Source organism: Peribacillus sp. NJ11 (genome assembly GCF_030348405.1).
Classification (GTDB): Bacteria; Bacillota; Bacilli; order Bacillales; family DSM-1321; genus Peribacillus.
The window spans coordinates 2,804,819-2,828,522 of record NZ_JAUCFO010000001.1; the positions used below are offsets into that span (position 1 = coordinate 2,804,819).

Annotated in this window: 23 protein-coding genes and 1 pseudogene; 18 read left to right on the forward strand and 6 right to left on the reverse strand. The window is 44.3% G+C overall.

The features are described from left to right. Positions 1-120: 120 nt before the first annotated feature. From QUF86_RS13825 to pheA, 4 genes are all read left to right on the forward strand, one after another. Positions 121-660, forward strand: a complete 540-nt coding sequence (locus tag QUF86_RS13825; protein ID WP_289334652.1) for a Spo0B domain-containing protein — start codon at positions 121-123, stop codon at positions 658-660. 48 nt (positions 661-708) lie between these two features. After that, positions 709-1,998, forward strand: a complete 1,290-nt coding sequence (gene obgE / locus QUF86_RS13830; RefSeq protein WP_289315486.1) for a GTPase ObgE — start codon at positions 709-711, stop codon at positions 1,996-1,998. A gap of 40 nt (positions 1,999-2,038) precedes the next feature. Further along, a complete protein-coding gene (locus tag QUF86_RS13835) occupies positions 2,039-2,488 on the forward strand; it encodes an ACT domain-containing protein (RefSeq protein WP_289336229.1) in 450 nt (149 codons plus the stop codon). Positions 2,489-2,620: 132 nt separating this feature from the next. Further along, positions 2,621-3,496: a prephenate dehydratase gene (pheA, locus tag QUF86_RS13840; RefSeq protein WP_289315488.1), complete on the forward strand. Its 876-nt coding sequence runs from the start codon at positions 2,621-2,623 to the stop codon at positions 3,494-3,496. Between the two features lie 281 nt (positions 3,497-3,777). Here pheA and QUF86_RS13845 read toward each other — a convergent pair whose 3' ends face one another. From QUF86_RS13845 to QUF86_RS13855, 3 genes are read right to left on the reverse strand one after another with little or no spacing between them, the layout of a single operon-like run. Beyond that, positions 3,778-4,020 carry a hypothetical protein gene (locus QUF86_RS13845; RefSeq protein ID WP_289334653.1) on the reverse strand — a complete coding sequence of 81 codons (243 nt, stop codon included), beginning with the start codon at positions 4,018-4,020 and terminating at the stop codon, positions 3,778-3,780. Between the two features lie 47 nt (positions 4,021-4,067). After that, positions 4,068-4,598, reverse strand: coding sequence for a transcription repressor NadR (locus QUF86_RS13850; RefSeq protein ID WP_430102565.1), 531 nt, complete (start codon positions 4,596-4,598; stop codon positions 4,068-4,070). A gap of 50 nt (positions 4,599-4,648) precedes the next feature. Then, complete coding sequence (locus QUF86_RS13855) at positions 4,649-5,773, reverse strand: IscS subfamily cysteine desulfurase (RefSeq protein ID WP_289334654.1); 1,125 nt, start codon at positions 5,771-5,773, stop codon at positions 4,649-4,651. Between the two features lie 103 nt (positions 5,774-5,876). Between QUF86_RS13855 and nadB the strand changes: the two genes are divergently transcribed. From nadB to nadA, 3 genes are read left to right on the forward strand one after another with little or no spacing between them, the layout of a single operon-like run. Then, positions 5,877-7,460: an L-aspartate oxidase gene (nadB, locus tag QUF86_RS13860; protein WP_289334656.1), complete on the forward strand. Its 1,584-nt coding sequence runs from the start codon at positions 5,877-5,879 to the stop codon at positions 7,458-7,460. Further along, complete coding sequence (nadC, locus tag QUF86_RS13865; RefSeq protein ID WP_289315492.1) at positions 7,441-8,292, forward strand: carboxylating nicotinate-nucleotide diphosphorylase; 852 nt, start codon at positions 7,441-7,443, stop codon at positions 8,290-8,292. The genes nadB and nadC overlap by 20 nt, the downstream gene beginning before the upstream one ends. Then, the gene (nadA, locus tag QUF86_RS13870) at positions 8,289-9,395 is read left to right on the forward strand and encodes a quinolinate synthase NadA (RefSeq protein WP_289334657.1); all 1,107 of its coding nucleotides are present in this window, start codon (positions 8,289-8,291) and stop codon (positions 9,393-9,395) included. Before nadC ends, nadA begins: the two co-directional genes overlap by 4 nt. Positions 9,396-9,795: 400 nt before the next feature. On the opposite strand, the gene ypfJ is transcribed toward nadA, so the two are convergent. Next, positions 9,796-10,641 carry a KPN_02809 family neutral zinc metallopeptidase gene (gene ypfJ, locus QUF86_RS13875; RefSeq protein WP_289334658.1) on the reverse strand — a complete coding sequence of 282 codons (846 nt, stop codon included), beginning with the start codon at positions 10,639-10,641 and terminating at the stop codon, positions 9,796-9,798. Between the two features lie 410 nt (positions 10,642-11,051). Between ypfJ and safA the strand changes: the two are divergent. The 10 genes and pseudogenes from safA to yajC form a co-directional block, all read left to right on the forward strand. Next, positions 11,052-11,196 (forward strand): annotated as a pseudogene (safA, locus tag QUF86_RS13880) (SafA/ExsA family spore coat assembly protein); the annotation flags it as partial. A gap of 2,784 nt (positions 11,197-13,980) precedes the next feature. After that, on the forward strand, positions 13,981-14,739 hold the full coding sequence (locus tag QUF86_RS13885) for a phosphotransferase (RefSeq protein WP_289334659.1): 759 nt from the start codon (positions 13,981-13,983) through the stop codon (positions 14,737-14,739). A 102-nt stretch (positions 14,740-14,841) separates the two neighbouring features. Then, positions 14,842-15,447: a YhcN/YlaJ family sporulation lipoprotein gene (locus tag QUF86_RS13890; RefSeq protein ID WP_289334660.1), complete on the forward strand. Its 606-nt coding sequence runs from the start codon at positions 14,842-14,844 to the stop codon at positions 15,445-15,447. Positions 15,448-15,548: 101 nt separating this feature from the next. Further along, positions 15,549-16,058 (forward strand): intercompartmental signaling factor BofC, encoded by a 510-nt coding sequence (locus QUF86_RS13895; RefSeq protein ID WP_289315498.1) that lies wholly within the window; start codon positions 15,549-15,551, stop codon positions 16,056-16,058. Between the two features lie 355 nt (positions 16,059-16,413). Continuing rightward, complete coding sequence (gene ruvA, locus QUF86_RS13900; RefSeq protein WP_289325897.1) at positions 16,414-17,028, forward strand: Holliday junction branch migration protein RuvA; 615 nt, start codon at positions 16,414-16,416, stop codon at positions 17,026-17,028. 11 nt (positions 17,029-17,039) lie between these two features. Next, positions 17,040-18,038 carry a Holliday junction branch migration DNA helicase RuvB gene (ruvB, locus tag QUF86_RS13905; RefSeq protein WP_289315500.1) on the forward strand — a complete coding sequence of 333 codons (999 nt, stop codon included), beginning with the start codon at positions 17,040-17,042 and terminating at the stop codon, positions 18,036-18,038. Beyond that, entirely contained in the window at positions 18,035-18,241 is a 207-nt protein-coding gene (locus QUF86_RS13910; RefSeq protein WP_289315501.1) for a DUF2905 domain-containing protein, read from the forward strand. Before ruvB ends, QUF86_RS13910 begins: the two co-directional genes overlap by 4 nt. Before the next feature lie 38 nt (positions 18,242-18,279). Further along, the gene (queA, locus tag QUF86_RS13915; protein ID WP_289315502.1) at positions 18,280-19,308 is read left to right on the forward strand and encodes a tRNA preQ1(34) S-adenosylmethionine ribosyltransferase-isomerase QueA; all 1,029 of its coding nucleotides are present in this window, start codon (positions 18,280-18,282) and stop codon (positions 19,306-19,308) included. Between the two features lie 36 nt (positions 19,309-19,344). Continuing rightward, positions 19,345-20,484 carry a tRNA guanosine(34) transglycosylase Tgt gene (tgt, locus tag QUF86_RS13920; RefSeq protein WP_289315503.1) on the forward strand — a complete coding sequence of 380 codons (1,140 nt, stop codon included), beginning with the start codon at positions 19,345-19,347 and terminating at the stop codon, positions 20,482-20,484. Between the two features lie 42 nt (positions 20,485-20,526). Then, a complete protein-coding gene (gene yajC, locus QUF86_RS13925; RefSeq protein WP_289315504.1) occupies positions 20,527-20,811 on the forward strand; it encodes a preprotein translocase subunit YajC in 285 nt (94 codons plus the stop codon). A gap of 46 nt (positions 20,812-20,857) precedes the next feature. Here yajC and QUF86_RS13930 read toward each other — a convergent pair whose 3' ends face one another. Beyond that, a complete protein-coding gene (locus QUF86_RS13930; protein ID WP_289315505.1) occupies positions 20,858-21,229 on the reverse strand; it encodes a TIGR04086 family membrane protein in 372 nt (123 codons plus the stop codon). A gap of 169 nt (positions 21,230-21,398) precedes the next feature. Between QUF86_RS13930 and QUF86_RS13935 the strand changes: the two genes are divergently transcribed. Continuing rightward, a complete protein-coding gene (locus QUF86_RS13935) occupies positions 21,399-22,079 on the forward strand; it encodes a DUF421 domain-containing protein (protein WP_289315506.1) in 681 nt (226 codons plus the stop codon). 28 nt (positions 22,080-22,107) lie between these two features. Here QUF86_RS13935 and spoVB read toward each other — a convergent pair whose 3' ends face one another. Continuing rightward, a complete protein-coding gene (gene spoVB / locus QUF86_RS13940) occupies positions 22,108-23,670 on the reverse strand; it encodes a stage V sporulation protein B (RefSeq protein WP_289334662.1) in 1,563 nt (520 codons plus the stop codon). Positions 23,671-23,704: the final 34 nt, after the last annotated feature.

Here is a 23,704-nt window from a genome sequence, read left to right on the forward strand (position 1 = left end):
AAGGCATGTGAATCGAGCTTCATTTCCTGTTTGTTGTTTTTTTGATATACTGTACAAATGGAAGTATTCAACATGATAGAGCTGAAAAAAGTTTCTTTATCATAATTGAAGGTGTTAATAATGGATAAAAATTGGACGACTATTGAAACTCTGCGTCAAACCAGGCATGACTGGCTGAATAAAATTCAAATCATCAAAGGGAATCTGGAGTTGAACAGAATTGATCGTGTCAAGGGAATCATTGATGAAATCATTGTTGAAACCCAGAATGAAGCACGCCTTTCCAGTTTGAATTTACCTAAGTTCACCGAGATGCTGTTGACGTCGAATTGGAATAATGGATCATTTTATTGCGAATATGAAATCATTGATGTTTTTGAAGGCTCTTCTGAGATGGACGTGCTGATGCATCGCTGGACGAACGATTTCTTTAAAATTCTGGATAAGAATCTGGACCCCTATTTTGAAAATATACTAGCTGTTTCTATGTGTAAAAAAGAAGTGAGTGATATGCACTGTTCATTTCATATGCAAGGGAGGTTCATTGATCAATCCGCAGTGATGGAGTTTTTGGGAAGTTCATTAACGGCAGAGCAATCAATTGAAATTCTTGAATGTAATGAGGATGAAATATTTTTAAAGATGGATATTAACTTTTAGAGAAGTATACAGCAAGAAATGACTTGCAGAAAACAAGGAAGTGATAGCATGTTTGTCGATCAAACGAAAGTCTATATAAAAGGCGGAGACGGTGGTAACGGGATAGTTGCTTATCGTCGTGAGAAATTCATACCAAAAGGCGGACCTGCCGGCGGAGATGGCGGCAATGGAGCCAATGTCGTATTTGAAGTGGAAGAGGGCTTGCGTACGTTAATGGATTTCCGTTATCAACGTCACTTTAAGGCACCTCGCGGAGAACATGGCATGTCCAAAAACATGCATGGTGCGGCCGCAAAGGATATGGTCATCAAAGTTCCACCAGGCACGGTTGTCATTGATGAAAAGACGAAGGAAGTCATCGCTGATTTAGTTGAGCACGGGCAGCGCGCCATTATCGCTAAGGGCGGTCGCGGAGGCCGGGGGAATTCCCGTTTTGCTACACCAGCCAATCCTGCACCTGAAATCGCGGAGAACGGCGAACCTGGCCAAGAACGCGATATAATCATGGAATTGAAATTGTTGGCTGATGTCGGTTTGGTTGGTTTCCCAAGTGTAGGGAAATCCACTTTGCTTTCCGTCGTATCCGCAGCAAGACCTAAAATTGCCGAATACCATTTCACGACGATCGTCCCTAACCTCGGAATGGTGGAAACGGAAGATCACCGCAGCTTCGTCATGGCCGATTTACCGGGTCTGATTGAAGGTGCTTCAGAAGGAGTGGGCCTTGGACATCAATTCCTGCGCCATATTGAAAGAACGAGGGTAATCGTTCATGTAATCGATATGTCGGGTCTTGAAGGCAGGGATCCATATGAAGACTACCAAACAATCAATAAAGAGTTGGAAGAGTATAACCTACGCTTGACTGAACGTCCGCAAATCATTGTGGCAAGTAAAATGGATATGCCGGACTCAGCAGATAATTTAGCGGCATTCAAAGAAAAACTGGAAGAAGATTATCCTGTCTTCCCGATTTCTGCCGTAACGCGTGAAGGGATCCGTGAGCTTCTTTATGCAATTGCTGATAAAATCGAAGAAACGCCTGAGTTCCCTCTTGACCATGAAGAAGAGAATACTGGAATCCACCGGGTTCTTTATAAACATACATCACAGTCTGATGAATTTAATATTGAACGCGAATCCGATGGCAGCTTTGCCGTATCAGGATTCAAGATCGAGCGTTTATTCAAAATGACTGACTTCACCCGTGAAGAGTCCATACGTCGTTTCGCTAGACAGCTTCGTTCATTCGGAGTCGACGAAGGCCTTCGCCAAAAAGGTGCGACAAATGGCGATATCGTCCGTATCCTTGAATATGAATTTGAATTTGTTGATTGATTGGAGACCATGATGGCAGGCAAAAGGAGGCGTGCGGAGTTTGAATAAGTCCGATCAGAAGTTTTTCCTCGTTCGAGAGGATGTCCTTCCCGAAGCGATGAAAAAAACGCTGGATGCAAAAGAAATGATTGAACGGGGAAAAGCAGAATCAGTTTGGGAAGCGGTACAGCGGGTGGACCTAAGCAGGAGTGCTTTTTACAAATACCGTGACACGGTTTTTCCGTTTCATACAATTGTTAAGGAAAAGCTGATTACACTGTTCTTCTATCTCGAAGATCGTTCTGGTACTCTATCGTCGCTCTTACGGCTCGTCGCCTCATCCGGTTGCAACATCATGACTATCCACCAAACGATTCCCTTGCAGGGACGTGCCAATGTTACCCTATCTCTTAACACGGGTGGGATGACAATGGATATTAATGATCTGCTCACTAAACTGCGTAAAATGGAGTTCGTCGAAAAAGTCGAAATTATTGGTAACGGCGCATGAAAACAGCCTGTACATTTTAAATGTACAGGCTGTTTTTATTTGTAAGAGGAAGATTTAACGATTAAGTATTGTAAAAAATCAGAAAATGGCATAACATAAACATTAGATTTTCCGTGAAAAGGAGTTTATAATATGACATCAAAAATTGCATTTCTTGGACCAAAAGCAACGTTCACGGATTTAGCTGTTTCGCGACTATTTCCTAATGATATTAAAATACCGATGAACACGATTCCAGACTGTCTTGATGCTGTCCGGGACGGGGAAGTGAATCACACGCTCGTACCGATCGAGAATGCTTTGGAGGGGTCGGTAAATATAACGATGGATTACTTAGTCCATGAAGTTCCATTACCGATAAAAGGGGAAGTGACGATTCCCATCCAACAGCATTATATGGTGCATCCGGATCATGCATATCCTGGTTTCAAACCGGACATGGTTTATTCGCATTCCCATGCCATCGCTCAATGCCGTAAATTCCTACATAATGAACTTAGGGGTATTCCGTATGAGTATGTCACATCCACAGCAGCCGCTGCGAAGATGGTGATGGAGAATCCCGATATCAATATTGCAGCGATTGCAAATGATATGGCTGCAGCGGAGTATGGTTTGACGATTGTAAAACAAAATATTCATGATTACGAACATAATCACACCAAGTTTATTGTCGTATCCAACAGTGAAGTCGACTATGAAGGGCATTTGACCGTTGAAGGGAACAAGAAAACGACCCTGATGATTCAGCTGCCTGCCGATCATTCAGGTCAGCTGCACCAAGTCCTTTCCGCTTTTTCCTGGAGGAAGCTAAATCTTTCCAAGATAGAATCAAGACCCATGAAAACAGGATTAGGCAATTACTTTTTCATCATCGACATTGAAATGGGCCTTGACGATGTTCTCATTCCAGGAGCGATCTCTGAGCTCGAGGCCCTTGGGTGTACGGTTTCGATCATGGGAAGCTATACATGCTTTAAAGTTCAAAATGGTGTGCCGCAACGATGATTTCCCAGGAATAAAGAACGCTTAAAGCAGAGGTGGAAATTTTCCTTGGGTTCACAAAGTTATCGTTTTCCAAGTGTTGAATGGTACAACCTCAGTTTTTTTTACAATGTAAAAGGGAAATAATGAATAAGAAGGGTGTCCCGGAAGTATTTCCGGGGCATTTTTTTGTGAAGGTTTACGTTAAGGTTTGTATTTCCCTTCTGTACAAGTTCCTAAATTGGTTGGCTGTCATTTTATGAAAATATGGAAATAGGCAAGTAAGGAACGATGAAGGAATGAATTTAATTTTTTGGATTTTGAGGATGAGAAGTAAATAAACACCGTTCATGATGAACGCGTATACAATAGGTAAATCCCGGTAGGCTCCCTGTGGAAATAGGCATATGAATACATACCTTGATGACTAATTCAGTGGATGTACCATTGAGAAGTAACAATGAAGAAAACTCCGAGGATGGCAGCTCCAATGCAAGCAATTCCAATGATGGAGCGAGCATATAATCATACATGCGCTTTGGAGCCATTAAAAAAAATCCTCAAAAGATCTGGCTTTTGAGGATTTTTCGTTTATTCAATCGACCAAAATGCCGGCATCCCTCAATGCACCCTCCGCTTCGTCAAGCAGCTCTTCAGATGAAGCGCTCAGTGTATGGAGATGAATGCCACTCGTTAGTTCCGATAAAAAAGATGCGTTCGTTTCCGTTACCCTAGAGAGAAATTGCTGGACTTCCTTACGGCTGCTGACCATGATGGAAGCAGTAAGGTCACCGTATACGGGGTGCTCGATTTTGACATCTTTCACCGTGATGCCGATATCCACGAGTAAATATAGCTCTTCCTGGGTCCGGGAAGGATCATGCTGGCAAGCAATGATCCTTTCCGGCTTTTGAGTGCTCCCTGTTTGTAAGTACATATAGCCTTGGCTCGTGGCAATGATAGGTTCATTCCGCGCTTTCAGGAGAGTTATGTCACCAACGATAACCTGCCGGCTTACATTCGTTAATTGCGAAAGCTCGCTGCCTGTTACTGGCTGCGCGCTCGTTTGCAATATATGTAAGAGTTTCGTCCGTCTTTCTTCCCCGAGTAATTTCTTTCTTTCCATAATCATTCACCTCTTTATTTACAAAACATTCTACCACAGAATGGAGGGTTTTATCGAATGCCAGCTATTCCTTCGATGCAGTCTGCCAACTTGTGAATGTCATCGGCCGTCGTATTTTTCCCAAAGGAAAAGCGGACGAATTGATGGGCTTCATCTTCGCTTTTCCCGATGGCCATCATGGTTTTTGAAGGATCCTGTTTACCGATTTGACAGGCGCTTCCAGTCGATACAGCGAATCCTTTCTGGTTTAATTCGAGCATGATGTACTGTCCTTGCAATCCAGCAAAGGTCAGCGCCAGAATGTGAGGCAATTGGTTTTTCGCTTCGATGATTTGAAAATCGACTTTCCTTACCGTGAGCTGCTCGATCAATTGCATCCTAAGCATGCAAATCCGTTTCCGTTCATCTTCCATGTTATCCCCTAATTTCTTGGCAGCGGTTACGAAGGAAGCTATACCGGGGACGTCCACTGTCCCTGGGCGGAAACCATATTCATGGGTAATATTCGGTACCGGAGCCTTCAACTGATGGATGGCTGGGAAAAAGACGGCTCCAGTCCCTTTTGGACCATAAACTTTATGGCTGGAAACTGATAATCCATCACATAAGGCAGATATCTTCCCAAGCGGCAATTTAGAAAATGATTGGACACAATCCACATGTAAAAAAGCTTGGTGTTTTCGAACGGCTTTACTTATTTGCTCAATGGGTTGAATGACCCCGATTTCTGAATTCACATGTTGGACAATGACCAAGCAAGTTTTCTCCGTCAGACATTCCTCCAGATGTTCAATATCAACGCGGCCATCTTCCAAATGCCGTAAATATGTTACATCGAAGCCTTCTTGTTCAAGCTTTGCGACAAAATTGGCAATGGATGCATGTTCAGTTCGACTAACGATCAAGTGGTTCTGCCAGGATGGTTTTGAAGCGATAAATGTATCTATGGCAAGCATATTGCTTTCTGATCCGCCGCTCGTAAAGATGATTCCTTCCTTTTTTATGTTCAGCATATCTGCGAGTTGCTGCCGTGACATATCCAATAAACGTGCCGCTTCAGAACCAATATCATGCAAGCTGCTCGCATTCCCGAAAAACTTCCGGGATGCTTGGCTGAATACTTCGAGTGCCTCATCATCAATCGGCGTTGTAGCTGCATAATCCAAATAAATCAAGAAATCACTTCCATCCTTTAATCTTAAAAAACTCTTGATAATAGTTTAATAATATGTAAATATAGTTGTCAAGACACCTGTCATAAACAGGAGGAATGAAATAATGGTAAAAGCGGAAATCATCGTGATAGGCAGCGGGATTGCTGCCTTGAAAACGGCATTGGAAGCAAGTGAACATAAGCATGTGATACTCATCACAAAATCAGATATCCGTGATAGTAATTCCTATTTGGCTCAAGGTGGGATTGCTGCTGCAATATCTGATCGTGACACAGTATCCTTTCATAAAGAAGATACGCTGACGGCAGGACAGCGATATAACAAGGTGAAGGTAGTGGAAAAACTCGTTGAAGAGGCCCCTTCGATCATAGCTGAACTTATTAGATCCGGTATGCAATTTGACCATGATCATGACGGCACTCTCATGCTTGGCATGGAGGGCGCCCATAGTGAAAGAAGAATCCTTCATAGTCACGGGGATGCTACCGGAAAGTATATCATGGAACATCTAATAGGGTGCTTGAAAAACTCATCGATTACTGTGATCGAGAATGTGGCTGCAGTTGAGTTGATCATCGGGGAGGATGATTCTTGCATAGGCATCAAAACTCTTGATAAGACAGGGGAGCTAGTAACCTATCATGCAGAACAAACGGTTTTGGCAACAGGCGGCTGTGGTTCCCTATACCATTTCACTTCAAATTCACAAACGGTTTCAGGGGATGGAATAGCACTTGCATTCAAGGCTGGGGCAAAAGTTCGTGACATGGAATTCATTCAGTTTCACCCGACACTGCTTTTTATAAATGGTAAAGCGGAAGGGCTGGTTTCAGAAGCGGTCCGCGGGGATGGTGCAAGATTAGTGACTGAAACGGGAACGCCGATCATGGATGATGTCCATAGCATGAAAGATCTAGCTCCAAGGCATATTGTGGCACAGACGATTTTTTCTTATTTACAGCGCGGTGAAAAGGTATTTTTGGATATTTCGATGATTAAGGATTTTAAAAAACGTTTTCCGACTGTGAGCTCATTATGTGAAAAAAGTGGGCTTGACCTTCAATTCGGGAAAATTCCTGTTGCACCTGGAAACCATTTTCTAATGGGGGGGATTGAAGTGGATGAATGGGGGCAAACCTCTGTACCCTCTCTGTATGCAGTTGGAGAAGTGGCATGCACTGGTGTACATGGGGCGAACCGGTTGGCAAGCAACTCCCTTCTCGAGGGTCTGGTTTTTGGCAATACGCTTGGTCAGCTGCTTGCTAACATGCCAGTAAGGTCGATACCGGAAGAAAAAGAGCTGTCCAAAAGTTCCTGTCAATTTACCTTTTTACCTGATTTCACGACATTGCAGGAAAAATTAATGAGTGAAGCGGGAATCGTTCGAAATGAAGCGGGTTTAACGCGACTGAAGGATTATCTAGAGACATTTAATATCGAAGAATTGCTGCAAATGGAAGTAACTGCATTATCGATAAAAGAAATAACGAAAATCAATGCCATAATCGTAGCGTGGCTGATTGCCGAATCTGCATTGACCAGAACGGAAAGCAGGGGCGGTCATTTCCGCAGTGACTATCCAAGCGAAGATGACTCCCAATGGCTTGAAAATTCGGTTATCCTTGCTCGCACGGATGTGAAAAATCGAGTGAAAGGGAGACGACTAGATGAATATATTGAAGCTTAAGCAGATGCTGCAACAATTTTTAATGGAAGATATAGGTGAATGCGATGTAACGAGTGATACGATTTTTGATCAAGGTGAACAAGGGACCTTGACATTCATCGCAAAAGAAGGCGGGGTCTTTAGTGGAGGTGACGTCATCAAGACGGGGTTTGCATTGTTGGATGAACAAATCGAGGTTTTCCTTTTTGTTCAAGATGGTGAAGTTTTTGCAGAAGGACAGCAGCTTGCAAAAATGACCGGCGATATGGCCTCTCTTTTAAAAGGGGAACGGGTGGTTTTGAATTTAGTGCAGCGTATGTCCGGCATTGCGACACAGGCTCATAAAGCTACCATGATTTTAGCGGGGACGAAGACGAGAGCTTGTGATACGAGGAAAACTACTCCGGGCCTGCGGATGCTTGAAAAATATGCGGTCCGTTCCGGTGGTGCATTCAATCATCGATATGGTCTGTATGATGCCGTGATGATAAAGGACAACCATATTTCTTTCGCTGGGTCCATAACTAAAGCGGTTCAAACGGTAAAATCCAAGCTGGGACATACCACTAAAGTGGAAGTGGAAACGGAAACAATCGAACAGGTGCTTGAAGCAGTGGAAGCCGGTGCCGATATCATCATGTTCGATAACCGGAGCCCCGAAGAAATTAAGCAAATGGTCAAATTGGTTCCTGCCCACATCATAACTGAAGCTTCTGGAGGAATCCATTTAGGCAATCTAGCTTCATATCGGGAAACAGGGGTTGATTATATATCGTTGGGCAGCCTGACACACAGTGTCAAGGCACTTGATATTAGCGCAAAGGTCAAAGAACGTGAGGGGATAATGAAATGAACATATTGGAGATGGCTAGCACAGCAGGAAATGTATTGCCTGAAAAGTATAAAACGATGACTAAGGAAGATATGGAGAATCGGGTCCATGACATTAAGAAACGGTTGGGGAACCGTCTTTATATCCCAGGTCATCATTATCAACGGGAGGAAGTCATTCAATTTTCGGATGTAACGGGAGATTCACTTCAATTGGCCCAACTTTCCGCGCAAAATCGCGAAGCGGATTATATCGTGTTTTGTGGCGTGCATTTCATGGCTGAAACAGCAGATATTTTGACAGAGGAAAGGCAGACCGTTATCCTTCCTGACATGCGTGCAGGCTGTTCCATGGCAGATATGGCGGATATTGAACAAACGGAACGGGCCTGGACAAAGCTTCAGGATTTATTTGGCGATACGATCCTTCCGCTTACTTATGTTAATTCGACTGCGGCCATCAAAGCATTTGTAGGGAAAAATGGCGGGGCGACGGTGACTTCTTCAAATGCACAAGGGATGGTCTCATGGGCCCTCTCGCAAAAAGAACGGATCCTTTTTCTTCCCGATCAGCATCTTGGGAGGAATACAGCCTTTGACCTTGGCATTCCATTGAATGAAATGGCTGTCTGGGATCCTTATAAAGACGAATTGATCTATGAAGGAGAACTCGAAGATCTGAAGGTACTTCTTTGGAAAGGTCATTGTTCGGTGCATGAAAATTTCACTACGTCGAATATTGAAACGCTTCGGGCGGAGCAGCCCGAAATGAATATCATCGTCCATCCCGAATGTCGCCGTGAGGTAGTCGCCGATTCAGATTATGCGGGTTCGACATCGTACATCATAAATATGATCGAAAAGGCTGAACCAGGTAGTTCTTGGGCAATCGGCACGGAAATGAACCTTGTTAAGCGACTTATCGCCAATAATCCTGACAAGAACATCATCTCGTTAAATCCGAATATGTGCCCATGTCTTACGATGAACCGGATTGACCTGCCACATCTGCTTTGGGCGCTTGAATCAATTGAAGAAGGTATAATCATTAATCCGATAAAAGTGGAGAAGAGCATTGCGGATAATGCCATCCTAGCTTTAAACAGAATGCTGGAACGCGTTTGAGTTAGTCTTTTCAATGTTATGGACCCAAGAAAAAAGAGGGGACAGGAACCAATGGGGAATGGAATGGTCTCCTCCCCAATCCCTTTCATGATTTTATCAAGGGAATTATTGCCATGATTTTAAACCAAGACCTAGTTATCCTCATGTATTTTTACTGTTTTATATAACTGAAAACTCACTGGATTGAAGAAATTTGCGACACTCCTGCCGAATAATTGGCTAGCCGAGACCCTACAGACGCTTGGCAGACAGTCGGTGGAAAGGGAGCGGATTTCTGAAATCAACTGCCATTTTTAAAATAAAAAACTGCAAGCAAACTCGCTTTTCTTCGAATTTGTCTACAGTCTGAAAGGGGGCCAAGCCCCCCTATTTCTTATGTAATCGAAACATGTAAGAACTTTTAAAGATTACTCGCTTTAAAAGTATTGCCTTCATTCATATCACCGGATTTAAATCCTTTATTGAACCACCGTTTCCTCTGTTCGGAGGTACCGTGCGTAAAGCTGTCTGGAACCACGTACCCTTGTGCCTTTTTTTGGATACGGTCATCTCCCACACCACTTGCTGCATTCATGGCCTCCTCAAGATCGCCTTCTTCAAGCAAATTCTCTCCCTGGACATGATGTGCCCAAACTCCAGCCAAATAATCGGCCTGTAATTCTAGGCGGACAGAATACTTATTATATTCGGTCTCGCTGACCTTTGAACGATCGGGCATTGCCTTTTCCGTTGTCCCTAAAAGTGTCTGAACGTGATGTCCGACTTCATGGGCAATGACATAGGCCATGGCGAAATCCCCGGGTGCCTGGAATTCTTGCTTCAACTCTTGATAAAAGCTGAGATCAATATATAGTTTCATGTCACCTGGACAATAAAATGGCCCAACGGATGAACCTGCCAACCCGCATGCAGATTCGACGCTTCCTGAGTATAGGACAAGTTTCGGTTCCTTATATTCCAAGCCATTTTTACGGAATTCATCTGTCCAGACCTGCTCCGTATCTGCAAGGACGACAGATACGAACTGCGCAAGTTCCTTCTCTTCATCGGTTTCCACATAAGTACTGCCGTTGTCCGAATCAGTGGAGTTCAAGCTGCCTAGCAATTCGCTGGGATTACCGCCAAGGAGCGTCACGATCAGGATGATTACCAATCCAACCCCTCCGCCGATCCCAGCCATACCCTTGCCGCTCATACCTCTTTTGTCCTCGACATTTGAGCTGCCTTGCCTTCCTTTCCATTTCATTATTATTCCTCCCAGAATGTAAGATAAGTGCCTGAAGACAAAGCCTTAGGTCATTTACTTTCTTATACCCGGATTTCCATGAGTTTAGACAGGAGCTTGAAAGAAGCGTTTCATTCATAATGGCTTCCTAACCTAAAAAACCACTGTCTCCTTTTCTTGGGATGTATGCAATGGTTCATTTTTAATTATATATTCTTATTCGATCAATCAACCAGAATGGGTTCCAAAGTGGTGGTTCCGAGATGGCATATCGAATATTTCCTCTCCAAAAAAACACCTTTCATGTCCATAAATCATTGATCCAATCATAAAAGTCCTTTTTCAAGCATAAGTTTTCATGATAAAAATAATAGCAATTCATCCACTGCATCATAGAATATATGGACATATGCACAGGAGGGGTTAACAGCGTGAAAATTCATATAGTCCAAAAAGGCGATACACTTTGGAAACTCGCCAAAAAATACGGCGTCAGTTTTGAAGAACTTAAAAAAGTTAACGCGCAATTGAGCAACCCGGATATGATGATGCCCGGAATGAAAATTAAAATACCAGGGACATCCGGAGCTGTAATAAAAGAAAAGGCTACACCAAACGTGAATATTCAACCGGGAATGAAAGAATCCCAAGTTCAACCGTATCAGGCTCAGCCTGCACTTATGAAAGAGCAGCCAATCATGCAAAAACAGCCGGTCAAAGAACAGCCGGTCAAAGAGCAGCCGAAATTTCAGCAGCCAGTGAAAGAGCAGCCGAAGATTCAACAGCCGGTCAAAGAGCAGCCGAAATATCAGCAGCCAGTGAAAGAGCAGCCGAAGATTCAACAGCCAGTGAAAGAGCAGCCGAAATATCAGCAGCCAGTTAAGAAAGAACAGCCGAAATTTCAACAGCCAGTTAAGAAAGAACAGCCAGTTAAGAAAGAACAGCAAATCGTTCAGCCAAAGCCAATAAAAGGAAAGGAAATGATCGTTCCAAAAGAAGTACCGGTACCCATGCCGGTGATTCCGGAAGTTGATATCAATAATTATTATATGGTCAACATGACCAATATGAGTGTGCAAAAGCCTCCTGCACCGCCACCTTTACCAAAGAAAAAGGAAGAGCCGGCAGTCACTAAAAAGAAGAAGAAAAAGCCAGCTGTTCAGCCAGTTCAGGAAGAGCCAGTGGATGATTGTATTCCAGTAACGCCAATCATGCCTGGAAGTGGTTATTGTATTCAGCCGCCACCGTGGGCGCATATGCACATGCAAGGGATGCAAGCCCCATATCAAGACGCTCAAGGGTATCAGGCGGCTCAGGAACCACAAGGTTATTACATGATGGAAGAAAGCTCTGATTTTTGGGAAGAATCTCCTGACATGCAAACGATGGGTCAAGGATTCGTTCAAGGAGCAAGTATGAATCCACCAAGCCAGCAACATTATCCATATCAAGCCTCAGCACCCGTTCCGCACCATTTATATGGGGGGATGAATCAACAGGCTCAAGTAGCAGGTTCATATATGCAACAAGATTATGAGTCACCAGCCGAATCGCCATCTTCATACAATAACAATAACAATAACTACCCTCAGCAGTATGCCCAGACTGCCGGTGAAGAAGATTGCGGTTGTAATAAGGGGCTACTTGGAACCTATGGGCCGGAAGTGAAGGGGCAGTATCAAGCAAACAAAAAAATGGATTCCAATCCAAAACTTCATCCAGATTATCACCAATATCAATCCGTACAATCACAGCAGCAACATCAAGGGCAGTATCCAGGGGTACCAGCTAAAGAGTCTCAGATGGGAAAAGAGATGCAATATCAATATGAATCAGAGTCAGCAGAATCGCCTCAAGCGCAACCATATGAAGGATTCATGATGATGGGCGGTCAAAACGGAGGCCAGCCGGGCATGATGATGGGTGGTCAAAATGGAGGCCAGCCGGGCATGATGATGGGCGGTCAAAACGGAGGCCAGCCGGGCATGATGATGGGCGGTCAAAACGGAGGCCAGCCGGGCATGATGATAGGCGGTCAAAATGGAGATCAGCCAGGCATGATGATGGGTAGCCAAAATGGAGGTCCTCCAGGCATGATGGGCGGTCAAAATGGAGATCAGCCAGGCATGATGATGGGCGGCCAAAACGGAGGCCCTCCAGGCATGATGATGGGCGGCCAAAATGGAGGTCCTCCAGGCATGATGACGGGCGGCCAAAATGGAGGTCCTCCGGGCATGATGATGGGTAGCCAAAATGGAGGTCCTTCAGGCATGATGGGCGGCCAAAACGGAGGCCCTCCAGGCATGATGATGGGCGGTCAAAACGGAGGCCAGCCGGGCATGATGATGGGCGGTCAAAACGGAGGCCCTCCAGGCATGATGATGGGCGGTCAAAATGGAGGCCCTCCAGGCATGATGATGGGCGGCCAAAATGGAGGTCCTCCAGGCATGATGATGGGCGGTCAAAATGGAGGCCAGCCGGGCATGATGATGGGTAGCCAAAATGGAGGTCCTCCAGGCATGATGACGGGCGGCCAAAATGGAGGTCCTCCAGGCATGATGATGGGCGGTCAAAATGGAGGTCCTCCAGGCATGATGATGGGCGGTCAAAATGGAGGTCCTCCAGGCATGATGATGGGCGGTCAAAATGGAGGTCCTCCAGGCATGATGATGGGCGGTCAAAATGGAGGCCCTCCAGGCATGATGATGGGTGGCCAAAATGGAGGCCAGCCGGGCATGATGATGGGCGGCCAAAACGGAGGTCAACCGGATATGATGGGTGGCCAAAATGGAGGCCCTCCAGGCATGATGATGGGTGACCAAAATGGAGGCCCTCCAGGCATGATGATGGGCGGCCAAAACGGAGGTCAACCGGATATGATGGGTGGTCAAAACGGAGGTCAACCGGATATGATGGGCGGTCAAAACGGAGGTCTACCAGGCATGATGGGTGGTCAAAACGGAAGTCAGCCGTGGATGATGGGTGGTCAAAACGGAAGTCAGCCGTGGATGATGGGCAGTCAAAACGGAAGTCAGCGGAGCATGATGCCGGGACAGTTTGGCGGTCACCCGGAAGCTATGTTACCTGGACAAATGGGAGGCCAGCCTGGCCAATTCGGGGGCGTTCGTGCGCCTGAAACATTTGGGATACCGACATATGTAGATGAAAGCGATGACTACTAATTATCAAGGAGACAGTGTTTTTAACACTCGTCTCCTCTCTTATTTAAATCGTAAGCCAAAGAATGTCCAACATCTTCAAAGTAGTGTCTATTTAATAACTTTTGACAAGGGCCACCCAATAATCCTTAAAGGATTCGACAGTTTTGAAAAATGGGATCGGCAAAGAGAATTGACTACTTTGTTAAAACAAAAGGGATTCCATCAAACTTATTATATTCATCAGAATTTAATGCCCTTTCAATTTAAAGGGAAATGGTATGGCAGCATGGACTATTTCCAGCCGAATAAGAAAAAATTTCGATTTTCCAATCATAAAGACCGATTGGAGGGGATTCAGTTACTGGAAAGCTTCCATGATGTGTCGGAACACCTCTCCATTAACGCACCTGTTTTCAATCAATCAAAAAAATGGAAAGAGCGTTTATCACTATTTAAAAAGAACTTTTCTTATGTTCGCCAATATGTTTCCGAAGATACAATCAAAGAATGGATTAGATGGGGTGAGTGGGCACTAGAGGGTTTTGAAAAAAATCAATCTTTATGGAATGAAGAAAAGAAAGTCATCATCCATGGTGATTGTGCCCACCATAATTTCTTGCGGAGAGCAGACGGCACATTGACCTTAATCGATTTTGACCTAATGGCAAGTGCTCCAAGGTGCATTGACTATTTACAGTATGCGAATCGAATTTCGCATCATTTGGAAGATGCAGCCACTACGCTGTGGGAAGTGCCGCAATTGCAAAGGTATCAGTCAGACCTGGCCTTTTTATATGCTTTAACTTATCCAACGGATATTTTCCGTGAATGGAATCGCCTTAATAAAAGTTCTTCCCAGCTTCATTCGGTCTGGAAAATGACTGTGGAAGGCTTTTCGGAGCGGATGCAGATGAATGAAAAATTGGAGAAAAAGATTTCTTCCCTAAATAGGAAATAAAACGGGCTTTTGGCCGTAACTTACAGAGTACATTTCCCGTTCGACACCCATGCTAATTATGAGCGGAATATAGCTCATTCTATCGCAATGGGAGGGTTATTGGTGCAGAAAATAAAATGGGCACTGCCGCTTTACACGGTATTAGCCGCCGTCAGTTTGGTTGGATGTGCTAATAATGATACAGCGGAGAACGAAAATATCACGAATGATACAGGGTACCATTCAACTGAAAAAGATGTATTGGTACGAAACATCAATTATCGGAATATGGCCCAAGGTCTATACGATAAAGATGATGCGTACAGTGAACGTGACCGTAATTACCATGGCCATGAAAGTAAACCGCTTAGGGCACGATCATCTTATTATAATTCTTATGAAGGCACTTTAGCTGACAAAGTTAATGGGGTTGCCAATGAAGTGGGGGCGGTCACCGATGCCAGGACAATCATCATGAAAGACGAAATGCTGGTTGCCTTGCTGCTTGACGACTACAGTCAAGCAAAAGATGTTAAAGAAAGGATTAAGAAGGAAATCGGCCCCCTTTCTAATGGTCGAACCATACATGTCACCACCGATGAAGGTGTTTATTTTAGGACGATGACACTTGATAACAATCTTCGTGATGGCGATACGAGGGAAATGGTCATTCAGGATGCCAATGACATGTTCGATAACCTTAACATTCACGAAGACCACTTAAAGTAATTCGTGAGCTGACCCGATCAGGAGTCAGCTCTTTTTGATTTTTTTCTGGTTAATAATCCTTATTTGGGGTCAAACTATTTAAAAAGTAAACGCCTTAAGAGGTGAGTAAATTGACTAATCAACTAAGAATTCAATTTTTCATGATCCTATTCATATTGCCATTTTGCTTAACCGTTTTTGCTGAAGAACCAGTTCAAAAGGAAAATGAACCAATTGAAAGGAAGGTCATCCTTCAGCGTATGTATCTGGATGGCGAGTTAAGTGAGGAGAAATTGACAGAAAAAATTTGGTCGATGGAAGACTTTTGGTCAAAATATCAAGGATGGAAAGTAGTCGATCAAAATGAAGAGCAGATTGTCCTTAAGAAAATAGAAAATGACATATCTCCGCTTTTAAAAGCGAATGGATACCTTGGGATGAGGGAAGATGGTACGTTATCCATTTTTATAGGAAGGCCGGAGCACGCCAAGATCATTCATACTTTCTACCAAATAGACGTTGGTAAACTTGAAGTATACAAGCAGGAGGAACTGCAAAAAGGGATACCGATCATGAATAAAGACCAATATAAACAGCTCATTAAAGAATATGAGCCATATTCGGTAAACTAGGATGGGATGATATCCCATCCTTCAGACTGTAAACAAACCCGATAATAAGGGAGTTTGTCTACAGTTTTTTTTAGTATTTACAATTTGACCGTTGATTTCCACTGCAGGTACTCGCTTTCCGCGGGCGGTCCGGGAGCCTCCTCGGCGCTTTTACGCCTGTGGGGTCTCCCTTGGACGCGTATTTCCCGCAGGAGTCTCGCACCTTCCGTTTCAATCAACTTTTGTTTTAAGAATGATAGTAGCACCCGGAAATCCCTGTGAATAGACTTTGCCGATTATGAAATAACTTTTAATGAACAACCCTCCCTTTTTATGATAAAATGAGAGGTACAGCAAAATCAGGGAGAGAATTAATTTGTATGATTATATAAAAGGCAAGGTCGATTATATTGGACCTGAATACATAGTTGTGGAAAATGGGGGGATCGGATATCAAGTGATGACACCGAATCCTTTTATTTTTTCCGCTCAATACCAGAAAGAGATCCAAGTTTTTTTGTATCATTATGTGCGTGAGGATATGGCTGCATTTTACGGTTTCCAGACTCGTCAAGAAAAGGCATTATTCACAAAACTTTTGAATGTAACTGGAATCGGGCCGAAGGGTGCACTAGCCATATTAGCATCAGGCCAGGTTGATCAGGTGGTGCAGGCGATCGAAAATGAAGATGAGTCGTTCTTGGTGAAATTCCCGGGAGTCGGTAAGAAAACGGCACGGCAAATGATTCTCGATCTAAAAGGGAAACTTGAGAACATTATTCCGGATGCTTTTCCAAGCTTGTTTAACGAAGGCGTCACGGCTGCACTCAGTCCAAATGGTTATTCGGAGGAATTGGATGAAGCCATTCTTGCCTTGAAGGCTCTTGGTTATTCTGAAAAGGAAATCCAAAAGGTTGCCAAGAAATTGCAGACGGAAGATATGACGACCGAGCAATATATTAAGAAAGCATTGCAAATGATGTTAAGATAAGGAGTGGCGCAATGGAGGAGAGAATATTCAATCAGGAAGCCGATTTGAACGAACTATCCTTTGAACAAAGCCTGCGGCCCCAAAACTTAAAGCAATATATTGGACAGGATAAAGTTAAAGCGAATTTGAGTGTTTACATTGAAGCGGCAAGGATGCGTGAAGAAACGCTCGATCATGTACTATTATATGGACCACCCGGTCTTGGAAAGACGACGCTTGCCGTCATCATCGCCAATGAAATGGGTGTCAATATCCGCACGACTTCCGGTCCCGCCATTGAGCGGCCGGGGGATCTGGCGGCCATTTTGAGTGCACTCGAACCCGGTGATGTATTATTCATTGATGAGATTCACCGTCTTCCTCGTGTTGTCGAAGAAGTGCTATATCCGGCTATGGAAGACTTCTGTCTGGATATTGTAGTCGGTAAGGGACCGGAAGCCCGTTCGATCAGAATCGACTTGCCGCCGTTCACCCTCGTGGGGGCCACGACACGTGCAGGCTCACTGTCTGCACCGCTCAGGGACCGTTTTGGCGTTTTGAGCCGTCTGGAATATTATACGGAAAACCATTTGACTGATATCATCATCCGTACATCAAGAATCATGGATACGGAAATGGATGATCAAGCAGCTAGCGAACTTGCTAGAAGGTCAAGGGGCACCCCGAGAATTGCTAATCGGCTATTACGGAGGGTCAGGGATTTCGCCCAAGTACGCGGTGATGGTACGATTACGGCCGAGCTTGCCGATTATGCGCTTGAATTAATGCAGGTCGACCGTTTAGGACTCGATCATATTGACCATAAATTACTTAAAGGGATCATTGAAAAATTCCGTGGTGGCCCCGTGGGTCTGGAAACGATTGCCGCAACGATTGGCGAAGAGGCACATACGATCGAAGATGTGTATGAACCATATCTGTTACAAGTCGGTTTTCTTCAGCGGACCCCTAGAGGCCGGATGGCAACACAGCTGGTTTATGAGCATTTCGGCATGGAGATGCCTGAATGATGAATATACCAAAAATGGTCATGATGCTTGGTGTGATTATATTCGTGATTGGTTTTGCGATGAAATACATTCATCTCGGCAAACTGCCGGGAGATATTTTGCTGAAAAAGGGGAATACGACGTTTTACTTTCCTATCGTCACATCAATCATCGTCAGTGTTGTGTTGTCCGCCATTTTTTATTTGATTGGCCGTTTTAAATAAATATTACAGCTTGAAAGACAGGTTAGGAAGTGGAACAGATGAAATTGGATATGTTTGATTTTCATTTACCGGAGGAATTGATTGCCCAAGTTCCTTTGGAGGATAGGGAAGCAAGTAGATTGATGGTGTTGGACAAAGGAACCGGTAAGCTCCAGCATGATGTATTCAGCCATATCACGGAATATATCAAGCCGGGAGATTGCTTGGTTTTGAATGATACGAAGGTGCTGCCGGCCCGACTGTACGGCAGTAAGGAAGAAACAGGTGCAAAAATCGAGGTATTGCTGCTTAAGCAAGAGCATGATGATGTATGGGAAACGCTTGTGAAGCCAGCCAAAAGGATTAGAGAAGGCTCGACAATCATTTTTGGCGATGGTAAGCTGAGTGCCGTCTGCACAGGTGTACTTGAGCATGGAGGCCGAATCCTTGAATTTAAATATGAAGGCATATTTTATGAAATACTAGAAAAGCTTGGCGAAATGCCATTACCTCCATATATCAAGGAACAACTCGACGATCAGGACCGTTATCAAACGGTATATGCACGTGAACGGGGATCTGCAGCGGCACCAACCGCAGGCCTGCATTTTACGGAGGATTTGCTCGAGAAACTTAAAGGGATGGGTGTCCACATCGCTTTCATCACGCTTCATGTAGGGCTTGGTACGTTCCGTCCAGTCAGTGTCGACGATATTGACAGCCACGAAATGCATTCGGAGTTTTATCAAATGACGGAAGGCACAGCCAGGTTACTGAATGATGTGAAAGAAAAAGGCGGGAAAATCATCACGGTCGGCACAACGTCCACAAGGACATTGGAAACGATTGCGTCCCGTAATGATGGGGTGTTCAAGGAAGAGAATGGCTGGACGAGCATCTTCATCTATCCTGGATATGAGTTCAAAGGGATCGATGCGATGATAACGAACTTCCATTTACCGAAATCGACTTTAATCATGCTTATTTCTGCACTTGCAGGCAGGGAGCATGTCCTTCATGCCTATGAAACGGCCGTGGAAGAAAAATATAGGTTCTTTAGTTTTGGAGATGCAATGTTAATTAAGTAATATAAGAGTGAGAAGCTCTTGAAGGGAGTTATTGCGTTGACTGCAATACGATATGAGTTAATCAAAACATGTAAACAGACAGGGGCACGGCTAGGCCGGGTTCATACGCCGCATGGTTCTTTTGACACGCCGGCATTCATGCCGGTTGGAACGATGGCTACTGTCAAAACGATGTCCCCGGAAGATTTGAAACAAATGGGGGCAGGCATCATCCTGAGCAATACGTACCACTTATGGCTGCGTCCGGGGCATGAAATCATCAAGGAAGCTGGCGGATTGCATAAGTTCATGAACTGGGATCGGGCGATCTTGACGGACTCTGGCGGCTTTCAAGTCTTCAGTTTGAGCGAGTTCCGTAAAATTGAAGAAGAGGGCGTACATTTTAGAAACCATCTGAATGGCGATAAATTATTTTTATCTCCGGAAAAAGCGATGGAAATACAAAATGCACTTGGCTCCGATATTATGATGGCATTCGATGAATGTCCGCCATTTCCGGCGACTGAAGAGTATATGAAGAAGTCGGTTGAACGGACATCACGCTGGGCAGAACGCTGTTTGAATGCCCATGAGCGTCCAAATGACCAAGGGCTGTTCGGGATCGTTCAAGGCGGGGAGTTTGAAAATCTTCGCAAACAAAGTGCAAAAGACCTTGTCTCCCTTGACTTCCCGGGTTATGCTATTGGAGGATTATCCGTAGGGGAACCGAAGGATATCATGAACCGCGTTCTTGAGTTTACAAGTCCGCTGCTGCCAACTGACAAACCGCGTTACCTGATGGGAGTCGGTTCGCCGGATTCATTGATCGATGGTGCACTCCGCGGAGTCGATATGTTTGACTGTGTACTGCCGACGCGAATTGCGCGTAATGGTACGCTGATGACGAGCAATGGGCGGCTGGTTGTGAAAAATGCGAAATATGCACGTGATTTTGGTCCAATCGATGAAAATTGCGATTGCCATGTTTGCAAGAATTATAGCCGGGCATATATCCGCCATTTGATTAAATGTGAAGAAACCTTTGGGATTCGTCTTACGACTTATCATAACCTTCATTTTCTGTTAAACTTGATGGAACAGGTCAGACAAGCTATTCGAGAAGATCGTCTTGGAGACTTTAGGGAAGAGTTTTTTGAGCAATATGGTTTCAATGAACCTAATGCGAGAAACTTCTAATTCCATAAATATTTTAATGTATGAAAGGAGTGAATTTTACAAATGGGTAATTTAACACAAATACTTCCGTTGATCTTAATGTTCGTATTGTTCTATTTCTTATTGATCCGTCCGCAGCAAAAACGCCAAAAGGCTACGCAAAACATGCAAAGCAGTTTGAAAAAAGGTGATAAAGTTGCTACTATCGGCGGCATGCACGGAACAATCGATGCGATCGATGAATTGCAAATCGTCATTAAATCACCAGACGGTACAAAACTAACTTTCGACCGTGCGGCAATCCGTGAAATTAAGGAAAGCGCACCAAATAAAGAAGCAACTTTATAAGACAAACGAAAACCGGGCCATGTGCCCGGTTTTTTGCTGTGCTTTTTTAATTGGTACGTTGTTCGGAACTCATGTTGACCCCAAGCACGCCACCCATCATGGCCGTAATGACAAAACAGCCATAGTATATCCATTGCTTGATGGTGAAGAGCGCATCGTGACCTAAATATTGAAAAAGGAACACGACCAACAGATAAAGCAGCCCAGTACTACCGCCTAAGAATAGTCCTTGCTTTTTCCCTTTGCCTCCTGAGATGAATCCACCAATGAACAGTGATAAAAAGGACACGATCATGATCACGTATGTCAGGGATGATTCCGTCAGTGAAGTGAAACGTAGAAGGATGGAAACGATTAAACTTGCAATCATCACTATGGCAAAGATGGAGCCTACGCCATAAATTACGGCGACACTCATTTTTTTAGTTTCGATTGGTATTCCTCCTTTTTAAAAGGCTGATACGTATAGCCTGTTTATGTGTTTGTACAAGCATATTCCCCGTATCGAACCTTTAGACCAGGTTTAAGAAGCTTCCCGCAAAATTAGCAAAGATTATGGAGTAATTTTTCAGTTCCCAAGCCATGCTATGGATGAAGGAAGTGTTATTGAAGTGGATATCTATCTAGGGATTATTTTCCGAACGACGGTAATCTATCTAGTCATCTGGTTCCTTTTTAGAATGATGGGTAAGCGGGAAGTTGGGGAACTGAGCGTTCTTGATTTAGTGGTATCCATCATGATAGGGGACATTGCTGTGCTATCCTTTGAAGATTTGGAAAAACCGTTTATCCGACAGACTATCCCAATGTTTGTCCTTGCGATCCTCCAAATTACATTGGCATTTGCCTCATTGAAAAGTGTCAAATTTCGCTATTTCATGGACGGTAAGCCGCAGATCATCATTAATCAGGGGAAAATAGATGAAAAAGCGATGCGCAGACAACGATATAATTTTGATGACTTATTGACCCAGCTTCGTGAACAAGGAATTATTGATATGAACGAAGTTCAATTTGCCATCCTTGAAACTTCAGGAAGGCTCTCAGTGATTAAAAAATGCGACGAAGAAAGGTCGGAAAGTGAGGTACCATTTCCGCTAATTGTCGACGGAGAGATACAGGAAGAAAATCTTGATAAAATTGGGAAAAACCATTTTTGGCTCCGGCATCAGTTGAAAAAATTGGGAGAAACGAATATTAAAGAGATTTCGATTTGCGGGTACATAGATGGCCAATTTTACATTGATAAAAATGAAGTGAAGAAATGACCGAAGCCTTTGAATGCTTCGGTTCATTTTATTTCCAAGCCAATTTTGATAAAAAGCCTCCCACTACAGGTATCCTGATTAGATCCGCCTTTTTTATGCTGCCGGTCATGAGCAGGAAAAATGTGAACAGCAGGATAACGACCGTCACGGAAAGCAAAAGCCGTATGCCAAGAGGCTGTGAGGAGAGCGGGAATTGATAAAGATAATAACCGCCCCATCCGGAAATTAAAGCAAGGACCAAAGCTGACATATAGCTGCGGAAATGAAGCGTGAAAGGGACGACCTTCAGCACGGTTGAAAAATGCAGGAAGGTAACGAGCATCGTACCGACGGCTATCCCGATTGCGGCTCCCATGATCCCGAAGCTTTCCTTTGACGCCAGCAGCCAGATCACACCGATTTTAAGGATGTTCCCAGCCAGGCTGTTGAACATTGCGGCCTTTGCAAGATCCAGTGCTTGCAGCATGGATTGCAGCGGATATTGAAAGTAATAAAGGATGAAAAAAGGTGCCAGGAATTTAATGAAAACAGCAGCATGCGAAGAGCCATACATGACTTGTAAAATCGGTTCGGCAAAGATAAACAGAATGACGATAGCTAAACAGCCTGTGATAAAGGTGATTTTCAGGGCCTGCTGAAGCCTGTGTTCAACGAGTAAAAAGTTTCCGGTCGTACGGGCTTCGCTCACTGCCGGGACAAGAGCCGTCGCCAAAGAGGATGTAACGAATGATGGAAGCATGAGTAAAGGCAGTGCGTATCCTGTCAACTCCCCGTATTGACTGGTGGCTGCACTTGCGGTGACGCCGGCGATTGCCAAACTCTGAGCGACCACTATCGGTTCGAAAAACCACGAAACCGATCCAATCATCCTGCTTCCGGTGGAAGGAAGGGCAATCCCCATCAATTCGGTGAGCGTTCCTTTTCCGGATTTGACATTCTTGAAGAAACCTTTCCGGAACTTAAAATGTTTCTTTAATTTAAAACTAGTCAATAAGTAGAAGAGAGATACAAGCTCTCCGATAATAGAAGCGAACATCGCCCCGGCTGCAGCGTATTCGATTCCATATGGTAAAAAGGCCTTCGTCAGGACGGCTATGAACGTGATTCGCGCCACCTGCTCGATAACTTGTGAGAAAGCGAAGGGCTTCATATTTTGCTTGCCTTGGAAATAACCGCGCAGTACGGATGAAATGGCGATGATCGGTACGATAGGAGCAATCGCCATGAGCGGCCATACCGTCCGTTCGTCAGTGAATAGATATTCTGAGAGCACCGGCGCGAAAAGCAGCATTGCGGGAGTGAAAATCATCGATAGCGTAAAGGTGCAGGCCAAAGAGACGACAAGGATTTTCTTTATTTTCCGTTCATCACCTCTGGCATTTGCCTCTGCCACGTATTTGGAAATGGCGATAGGCAGGCCTAACTGGGTAATGTTTACGACGAGAAATAGGGTCGGTAAAGCCATCATATATAAACCAACGCCCTCTTCGCCGATGAAGCGGGCGATGACAATGCGGTTAATGAAACCAAGAACCCGTGTTATCAGGCTTGCGATTAATAAAATCAGCGTCCCTTTTAAAAATTTGGACATTGAACTCCCTCCCTTCTCAAAAAAGCGGTTATGC

Bases quoted from the DNA above. Each gene is read 5' to 3' on its own strand.
- QUF86_RS13825 (WP_289334652.1), top strand. From the start codon at position 121: ATGGATAAAAATTGGACGACTATTGAAACTCTGCGTCAAACCAGGCAT.
- QUF86_RS13850 (WP_430102565.1), bottom strand. From the start codon at position 4,598: ATGGAAAGAAAGAAATTACTCGGGGAAGAAAGACGGACGAAACTCTTA.
- spoVB (WP_289334662.1), bottom strand. From the start codon at position 23,670: ATGTCCAAATTTTTAAAAGGGACGCTGATTTTATTAATCGCAAGCCTG.
- yajC (WP_289315504.1), top strand. From the start codon at position 20,527: ATGGGTAATTTAACACAAATACTTCCGTTGATCTTAATGTTCGTATTG.
- ypfJ (WP_289334658.1), bottom strand. From the start codon at position 10,641: ATGAAATGGAAAGGAAGGCAAGGCAGCTCAAATGTCGAGGACAAAAGA.
- QUF86_RS13930 (WP_289315505.1), bottom strand. From the start codon at position 21,229: ATGAGTGTCGCCGTAATTTATGGCGTAGGCTCCATCTTTGCCATAGTG.
- nadB (WP_289334656.1), top strand. From the start codon at position 5,877: ATGGTAAAAGCGGAAATCATCGTGATAGGCAGCGGGATTGCTGCCTTG.
- QUF86_RS13845 (WP_289334653.1), bottom strand. From the start codon at position 4,020: ATGGCTCCAAAGCGCATGTATGATTATATGCTCGCTCCATCATTGGAA.
- queA (WP_289315502.1), top strand. From the start codon at position 18,280: ATGAAATTGGATATGTTTGATTTTCATTTACCGGAGGAATTGATTGCC.
- ruvB (WP_289315500.1), top strand. From the start codon at position 17,040: ATGGAGGAGAGAATATTCAATCAGGAAGCCGATTTGAACGAACTATCC.
- QUF86_RS13910 (WP_289315501.1), top strand. From the start codon at position 18,035: ATGATGAATATACCAAAAATGGTCATGATGCTTGGTGTGATTATATTC.
- obgE (WP_289315486.1), top strand. From the start codon at position 709: ATGTTTGTCGATCAAACGAAAGTCTATATAAAAGGCGGAGACGGTGGT.
- nadA (WP_289334657.1), top strand. From the start codon at position 8,289: ATGAACATATTGGAGATGGCTAGCACAGCAGGAAATGTATTGCCTGAA.
- QUF86_RS13935 (WP_289315506.1), top strand. From the start codon at position 21,399: ATGGATGAAGGAAGTGTTATTGAAGTGGATATCTATCTAGGGATTATT.
- pheA (WP_289315488.1), top strand. From the start codon at position 2,621: ATGACATCAAAAATTGCATTTCTTGGACCAAAAGCAACGTTCACGGAT.
- nadC (WP_289315492.1), top strand. From the start codon at position 7,441: ATGAATATATTGAAGCTTAAGCAGATGCTGCAACAATTTTTAATGGAA.